Consider the following 8,895-nt stretch of genomic DNA (forward strand, 5'->3'; position numbering starts at 1 on the left):
TTCTTGTCCCACATGAGCCATGAAATACGCTCGCCGTTAAACGCCGTTATCGGCATGATAAACATAGCGAACGATGAAACCAGCGTTGATGAGATAAAACTTTACCTTGAAAAAGCGGGCAACGCCGCAAAGCACGTACTGGGCGTTATTAACGATATTCTTGACATGTCCAAGATTGAAGCGAATAAACTTGATCTTGCCGACAGCGAATTTGATTTTGGAAAAATGATGACAAACATCGTTGATGTAACAAGCATCCGCGCTCAGGAAAAACACCAGCAGGTTGTTACCAATTTGAATCCGAATCTTCCGACATACATAATCAGTGACGAATTGAGGCTGTCGCAGGTCATTACAAATCTTATGACTAACGCGATTAAATTCACGCCGGAAAAAGGCACGGTTACGTTAAGCGCGGAAAAAATGGACGAAAAAGACGGCGAAATTACCCTGAAAATAATAGTCGCGGACAGCGGGATTGGTATGTCACCCGGCCAGCAGAAAAAACTTGTCAGCGCTTACAATCAGGCGGATAATACTATCTCAAAAAAATTCGGCGGCACGGGGCTTGGGCTGGTTATTTCCAAACAGATTATTGAACTCATGCAGGGAACGATATGGATTGAATCGGAACTTGGCAAAGGGGCAAAATTTATATTTACCATAAAAGTTAAGAGGGGGACGATGAAAGATAATCAAGCAACAGCCGCGGCTTCACCTCTTGAAATTAAAGCTGCCGATTTAGATTTTAAAACTTTTACAATATTGGCGGCGGAAGACATGGACTTTAACAGGGAGGTCCTTGCCAAATATCTGGAAAAAACGGGCGTTAAAATTGATTTTGCCGAGAACGGAAAAATAGCCGTTGAAATGTTCAAAGCGAATCCCGACAAATACAACCTAATTCTTATGGACATTAACATGCCCGAAATGAACGGGGACGAAGCGACAATTCAAATAAGGGCTTTTGAAAAAGAAGGTAATCGAAAGCTAATTCCTATTGTCGCCATGACTGCGGATGTTTTTAAGGAAGATGTTGAAAAATGCCTGTCGGTAGGAATGAACGATCATATCTCAAAACCGGTCGTTCCAAAAATTATATTTGCGAAGCTCAAGCAATACCTGACTCCGCAACAAACATAGGGCAGCGGAGCAGACGTAAAGATATTCTTTGGCATATTGCATCAAGGAGAATACATTGAAAGGAAACAAATTACTAATACGCGGAACATTCATTCTTGTTCTTATATTAACCATATTTTCCGGCTGCAGGAAATCTTCTGAAAAACTGCTTTATGTTGATATATCGAATATGTCGTACCGGAACATAACAGGCGTAACCCAGGACGAAATCAACGCCATAGAAGCCCTTAAAAAAAAGTACGGCTCTTTTGTGTACGGAGTAAATCCTACCACAGAGGCATTCAAAGGGAAAAGTGGCGACATTAAAGGATATTCCGTTTTACTCTGCAATTGGCTTACAAGATTGTTCGGAATACCATTCAAGCCCAAATATTACCAATGGAACGAATTGCTTGCAGGGCTTGAGAGCGGCGAAGTCGATTTTACCGGAGAGCTGATGACCAGTTACGAAAACAAGGACAACTATTTTATGACAAGTTCCACCGTCAGCCGCCTGATAAAATACTACTGGCTCAAGGGCAATATGCAGCCTATGGAAATTATAAAGCTGCGCAAGCCCCGATTCGCTTTTTTAGTCGGTTCGGTTGTAATTCCCGACATCAAAGCAAACACGAATTACGAGTTTGAAACCATTACCGTTGACAACCATCAAGCCGCGTACCAATTGTTAAAAAATGGACAGGCTGACGCTTTTTTTGGACTGAATACCGCAGAAGGGGCTTTTGACGAATACGGTAATGTGGAGAACAAAGAATTCTTCCCGTTGATTTCCAAGTTGTCCTGTCTGACAATAAAAAAAGAGGAACTTCTTCCAATAATCTCCGTCATGGAAAAGGCTAGGGATAATAATGTTCTTGAGTACCTTGCCGGGTTGCAAAAAAGAGGGTATCAGCAATACATGGTAAACAAGATGCAATCGCTTCTTACGGAAGAGGAGCGCTTATATATTTCAGAACATTCGCGAATCCCCGTAGCCGCAGAGTTTAACAATTACCCGATTAGTTTTTACGACACCCGCGTAAATAAATGGGAAGGAATTTTCTTTGACGCGCTTGATGAAGTAACAAATCTTATTACCGGGCTTGTATTTGACCCCATCAACGACCCCAGCACGCAAACGTATGAATTGAATGACATCCTTGAAAGCGGCGAAGCTTTGATACTGTCGGAACTGTTCCGCACAAAAGAGAATGAAGACCGTTTTTTATGGGCTGAAACCCCGATATTAGCTGACAATTACGCGTTTATAACCAAATCTGATTTCCACAACATTGATATAGGAGAGGTTTATTTTTTACGCGTCGCCCTCCGAAAAAAAAGCCATTATGCGGATTTGTTTAAACAAATGTTTCCCGACCACAGGAATTATACCGAGTATGACACTCAGGAAGAAGTTTGGGACGCGTTAAGAAGCGGCGAAGCAGACACAATTTTCGCAAGCAGGCGCAGACTGATTATTTATACCAATTACCGGGAAGAAGCGGGCTTTAAACTTAATTTATTATTCGATCATGAATTTAACTCAACGGTCGGTTTTAACAAGAACGCCGCAATTCTAAAGTCAATTGTTGATAAGGCCATTAGCCTTATTGATATAAATAATATTTCTAACCAGTGGATGAACAAAACTTATGATTACCGCGTTAAGTCGGTAGCCGCCCAGCGATCCCGGCTTATCGGAATGTCAATTATAATTTTCTTCATGCTTGCCCTTGTGTCAATTCTCTTTATAAGAAGCCGCAAAACCGGCAGACAGTTGGAAAGCATGGTAAGAGAGCGGACATTCGATCTCTCATTCGAGACATCCAAACTTAGAGCGGTAATTAATTCAATTCCCGATGCCCTGTTTTGCAAGGATAAAAATTTCAAATATGTGCAATGTAACAAATCTTATGAAGAATTAATAGGCAGACGTGAAGCGGATATTCTGGGCATGTCTAACAAAGACGGCGGATGGTTTGCTTCCGGTGATACGGAGAGGATTAATAAAACAGAACAAACAATAATAAATGAGGTCAGAACAATTAGCTATGAACAAAAAATCGCCTCGCCTTCAACCGGAAAAATGTGTTATTTTGAAACGGTTAAATCCCCAATTATACAGGATGGCATTGTCACGGGGTTGATCACTATTATGCGCGATATTAGTCAGCGCAAAGCGCTGGAAAGGGAAATCGCGTACCAGACTACCATGCTTAAAACAATGATTGATTCACTTCCTGACGCGGTATTTTGCAAAGATTTGGAATTTAACTATACATTATGCAACAATTACATGGCGGATATGTTCGGTAAAAACGCGGATGAAGTACTTGGAAAAAATGATCAGTATGTTCTGGATTGTTCCGACAAAGAGGCTGAGATTATCAATGAAGTTGATAACAGGGTTATAAAAGAAGAGCGGCGGATAGCGGTTGAGGAATGGCTGTATTGCGCAGACGGCGTTAAGCGTCTTTTTGAAACGGTAAAATCGCCGCTTATACTGTACGGCGAAATAATCGGGATTATGGGCGTAGGGCGCGACATAACCCAGCGGAAAGTGATGGAAGACGAAATCGCGTTTAAAACCGCCAAACTGCAAATGATAATTGATACAATCCCCGACATACTGTTTTGTAAGGATACCGATTTAAAATATACGCAATGCAACAAACCTTTTGAATTATTCTGGGGCATTAATGAAGCGGCCATGATCGATTTGACGGATGAGGACAGCATGTTGCTCCCCCCCGATTTGATAAAAAATATGCATAATACGGAATTAATAGTAATGAAAGAGGATAAAATCATTACTAACGAAGTGTCAATCTCATCTGCATTGACCGGGAAGGAAGCGGTTTTTGAATCAACTATAGCCCCGCTCAAGCAAGGCGGCAAAGTTGTCGGAATAATGTGCCTTGCGCGAGACGTAACCCAGCGCAAGATAATGGAAGAGGCAATACAGGCCGCTTCACAGGCCAAAACGTCATTCCTCGCCAATATGAGCCATGAAATAAGAACGCCGCTTAACGTTGTTATCGGACTTACAAATTTACTGCTGGAAGATGAAGACTTGGACGATCATGTCGCGGTTAATTTAACGAAAATAAGCAACGCCGGCACTACGCTGTTAAGCATTGTAAACGATATTCTGGACTTCTCCAAAATTGAGTCGGGCAAACTGGAAATAACGCCTGTTGATTACTATATGCCCAGCTTGTTAAATGATATTATTACGCTTGTTATTACGCGACTTGGAGAAAAACCCATAAAATTCTATCTGGATGTAAGAGACGATCTGCCTGCCAATCTTCACGGCGATGATCTGCGGGTAAAACAAATATTAACCAATATGCTCACCAACGCCGTCAAATACACGCGCCAGGGAAGCATTGAACTCAGCGTGCGCTGTACGCGTGACGGCGATTCTATATGGGTTGACGCAGCTATAAAAGATACCGGCATCGGCATACGTGAAGATGACATAAACAAGCTTTTCTCGGATTACAATCAGGTCGATACAAAAGCCAACCGGAGCATTGAAGGAACCGGCTTGGGACTTGCCATTACCAAGAGACTCGTAGAAATGATGGACGGGAAAATTAAAGTGGAAAGCGTGTACGGCAAAGGCTCCACGTTCCATCTGCATTTCAGGCAGGGCTATGTAAATGATATGCCTTTAGGGGGTGATGTCGCAAGCAAACTTCGCAACTTCTGCTATGCCGAAGATAAACGTATTGTCACCAAAAGATTTGTAAGGCTCAATTTGAGTTACGCGAAGGTGCTGGTAGTAGACGATATGCAGACTAATCTGGACGTAGCGTCGGGCATCTTGCACGGTTACAAAATGCAGGTTGACTGTTTGGACAACGGGCATGACGCTGTTGAGCGGATACGCGCTGGGACTCCCGTCTATAACGCCATATTTATGGATCATATGATGCCGGGAATGGACGGCATAGAAACGGTGGACAAGATTCGCGCTTTAGGCACTGAATACGCGCAAAAGTTAACGATAATCGCCCTGACCGCCAACGCCATACATGGAACGGATAAGATGTTCTACGAGCATGGTTTCCAGGCTTTTATAACCAAACCCATCGACGTAATGGAAATGGATAACATTATCAGAAAATGGGTGCGCGACCCCAACCGTGAAGAAGTGCCGGTTTATGAAGAATCTTCCGCAGACGGCGCTTCTTCCAATAATATGGTAATAGAGATACCGGGAGTAGATACGAAAAAAGGCCTTAACCTGTACGTAGGTGACACAAAAGTTTATATTCCCCTGTTGCGCTCTTATGTTACCAACACGCCAGGGCTTTTAGACAAACTGCGGAATGTCACAGAGGAGAACTTATCCAACTATGTTATTAACATACACGGGTTAAAAGGCACAAGCGCCGGCATAGGCGCGGAGGCCATAAGGGAAGCCGCCCTGAAACTGGAAACAATATCAAGGGCCGGCGACTTGAAAGGCGTTTTGGCTAGAAATGACAAACTCATTAAAGACACTGAAGCCATTGTTGCCAATGTAAAAGCATGGCTGGAAGAACATGATGCCGGCAGTGAAAAAAAGCCCCTCCTGAAAGCCCCCGACAAGGAGCTTCTTGCGCGGCTGCGGCAGAGTTGTGAAAACTACGATGTGGACGACATTGATAAAGCCATGCAAGAACTGGAAAGCGCCGATTACGAAGAAGGTGCCGATTTAGTGGCATGGCTGAGACAAAAAATCGACATATCGAAAATGGGTGAAGCCGCGAAGCGGCTTGCTGAAGAATTGTCAGGGTCTGACCACTTGTAAGTGGTCAGGAAGGAATAGGATTGAATTAAACAAATGACCGACGAGCGGAAAAAAATTATTGTTGTAGACGATAGTCTTGAAGACCTTACCATACTCAAGAGTATCTTAAAAGACATATACATGGTATATCCATGCCCCTCAGCGTCAGCGATGTTTAATTTATTGGAACATATCCAGCCGGATCTAATCTTGCTGGATATTGAAATGCCTGAAATGAACGGATATGATGCGGCTAAAAAATTGAAAAGCGTTGATGAATACTATGATATACCCATTATATTCCTGACTGCCATGAGCGATGATCAAAGTGAAATAAAGGGCTTAAAACTGGGCGCTGTTGATTATATCCGCAAACCTTTTATCATGCCGCTGTTGCTCAAAAGGATAAATATTCATCTGTCCCTGATGGAGCAGCGAAAAATGATACTCGACAGGAATAAAGAAATTGAAAAATTGCTTGAAATAAAAATAGAAGAGGCCAGACTGCGCGAAAAGGCGGAACTGGAGGCGGAGGACGCGTCCCGCGCCAAGAGCGAATTCCTTTCCCACATGAGCCATGAAATACGTTCTCCTTTAAACGCCGTAATAGGCACGATAAATATCGCGAGGGAAACCGATGACATTCAAACTTTAAAACGTTATCTCGAGAAGGCTAACGACACATCAAGGCATTTACTGAAAGTAATCAACAATATTCTTGACATGTCCAAAATAGAAGCGAATAAATTTGAGCTTTTACACGGTAATTTTAATTTTAGAAATATGCTGTCAAAAGTCATTGATTTAACAAGAGCCCGCGCCGAAAAGAAAAATACGCATATTACGGTTAATGTGCATGAAAATTTTCCGCCGTTCATCATCAACGATGAACAAAGATTATCGCAGGTCATTACAAATCTGATGACCAACGCGATAAAATTTTCGCTCGAAAACGGCAAGATTGAGTTGAACGCGGAAAAATTGGAAGAGCGGGACGGCGACATAATCCTTAAGATAGAAGTTGCCGACAACGGCATAGGGATTTCACCGGAGCGGCAAAAAGAGCTTTTTACGATTTACAAGCATGCCGACGGCATCCAACAAAAAACCGGCGGCACTGGGCTTGGGCTTGCCATTTCCAAACGGATTGTAGAACTCATGCAAGGAAAAATATGGATTGAATCGGAACCGGACAAGGGATCAAAATTTATTTTTACCATAAAAGCAAAAGAGGGAACCCGTAGCGCGGACATGGATTTTACCGGTTCAGAGGACGATTTTGATTTTACGAAATATTCAATATTAATAGCGGAAGACGTTGAAATCAACAGAGAAATTTTGTTGGCGTTTCTGGAGAAGACGGGCATTGCCATTGATTTTGTCGAGAACGGTAAAGCGGCCGTTTCCATGTACACGGAAAATCCCGATAAATACAATTTAATACTCATGGACGTTCACATGCCAGAAATGGACGGCCATGAAGCGACGCGAGCGATACGGGTTTTTGAAGAAGAAATTAAATCAAAAACTTTTGAATCCGACTGCTCGAGTTTCACCAAAGGTGAAAATAAAAGCATGGAGTTTCCAAAGGAAACTCCTAAGCGATTATCGAAATGCCCAAAGGGCATTCCGATAATCGCAATGACTGCGGATGTCTTTCAAGAAGACATTGACAAATGCCTGTCGGCGGGAATGAACGACCACATTGCAAAACCGATTATTACAGACGATTTGCACGCGAAACTAAAAAAGCATCTATTATCACTAGAATATGGAGGAGTTGAATAAATGAGCAATGAACGAAAAATAATTATCGCGGTAGACGATAATCTGGAAAATCTTAACGCGCTTAAGAATACCCTGAAAGACATATACAGGGTATATCCTATTCCCTCCGCGCTGGAAATGTTTGATCTATTGCAGCACATTCAGCCGGATTTAATCCTGCTGGACGTGGAAATGCCGGAAATGAACGGATATGAAGCGATAACAAAATTAAAAGGCGACGAAAAATATCATGAAATACCTATTATATTTCTAACTTCTATGAGCGATGAGCAAAGTGAAATGGAAGGCTTAAAACTGGGCGCCGTTGATTACATTCACAAGCCGTTTGTAACCCCGCTGTTGTTACAGCGGATAAAAACGCATCTGTCCCTGATGGAACAGCAAAATATGATACTTGACCGTAATAAAGAAATTGAAGAACTGCTTGAAATAAAGACAAAAGAAGTCAGTCTGCGCGAGGCGGCGGAACTGGAAGCGCAGAACGCGTCCCGCGCCAAGGGCGAATTCTTGTCCCACATGAGCCATGAAATACGCTCTCCGTTAAACGCCGTAATAGGCATGATAAACATAGCGACAGACACAAATGACGTTCAAACAATAAAGCGTTACCTTGAGAAAGCGGGTAACGCGTCAAAGTACGTACTTGGCGTAATCAACGATATTCTTGACATGTCAAAAATTGAAGCTAACAAACTTGAGCTTTCATTCGATGATTTTAATTTTGGACGAATGTTGTCAAACATCATCGACGTAACAAGCGTCCGTGCGCAGGAAAAACACCAGCAATTAATCGTTAATTTGAATACAAATGTTCCCCAATTTGTTATCAGTGACGAGCTGAGGTTGTCTCAGGTCATTACAAATCTGATGACTAACGCGATAAAATTCACGCCTGAAAACGGCAAAGTTGAATTAAACGCGGAAAAACTGGATGAGCAGAACGATGAAATAACCATTAAGGTTGAAGTTGCCGACAGCGGAATCGGCATTTCACCGGAACAGCAGAAAAAACTTTTCACGTCTTACAATCAAGCCGACAGCAGCATCACAAAAAATTTCGGCGGCACGGGACTTGGGCTTGCCATCTCCAAACGGATTGTAGAACTCATGGGCGGAAAAATATGGATTGAATCGGAGCTTGGCAAGGGGTCAAAATTCATATTTACCATAAAAGCGAAGAAAGGCAGCGCGGACAAAGTCCC

Annotated in this window: 4 protein-coding genes; all 4 read left to right on the top strand. The window is 42.6% G+C overall.

Annotated elements, in window-relative coordinates; all coding sequences use genetic code 11:
* The coding region (locus tag ACYVRH_RS08920; protein ID WP_461256569.1) for an ATP-binding protein at positions 1-1,143 on the top strand (1,143 nt) is incomplete at its 5' end.
* Between the two features lie 55 nt (positions 1,144-1,198).
* Positions 1,199-5,926, top strand: a complete 4,728-nt coding sequence (locus ACYVRH_RS08925) for a PAS domain S-box protein (protein WP_461256570.1) — start codon at positions 1,199-1,201, stop codon at positions 5,924-5,926.
* Positions 5,927-5,959: 33 nt separating this feature from the next.
* On the top strand, positions 5,960-7,693 hold the full coding sequence (locus tag ACYVRH_RS08930) for a response regulator (RefSeq protein ID WP_461256571.1): 1,734 nt from the start codon (positions 5,960-5,962) through the stop codon (positions 7,691-7,693).
* On the top strand, positions 7,694-8,895 hold a 1,202-nt coding region (locus ACYVRH_RS08935), incomplete at its 3' end, for an ATP-binding response regulator (protein ID WP_461256572.1).

This window comes from Treponema sp. R80B11-R83G3 (assembly GCF_054786115.1).

Excerpts from the sequence above, each read along its gene's own strand:
- ACYVRH_RS08930 (WP_461256571.1), top strand. The coding sequence starts at position 5,960 with ATGACCGACGAGCGGAAAAAAATTATTGTTGTAGACGATAGTCTTGAA.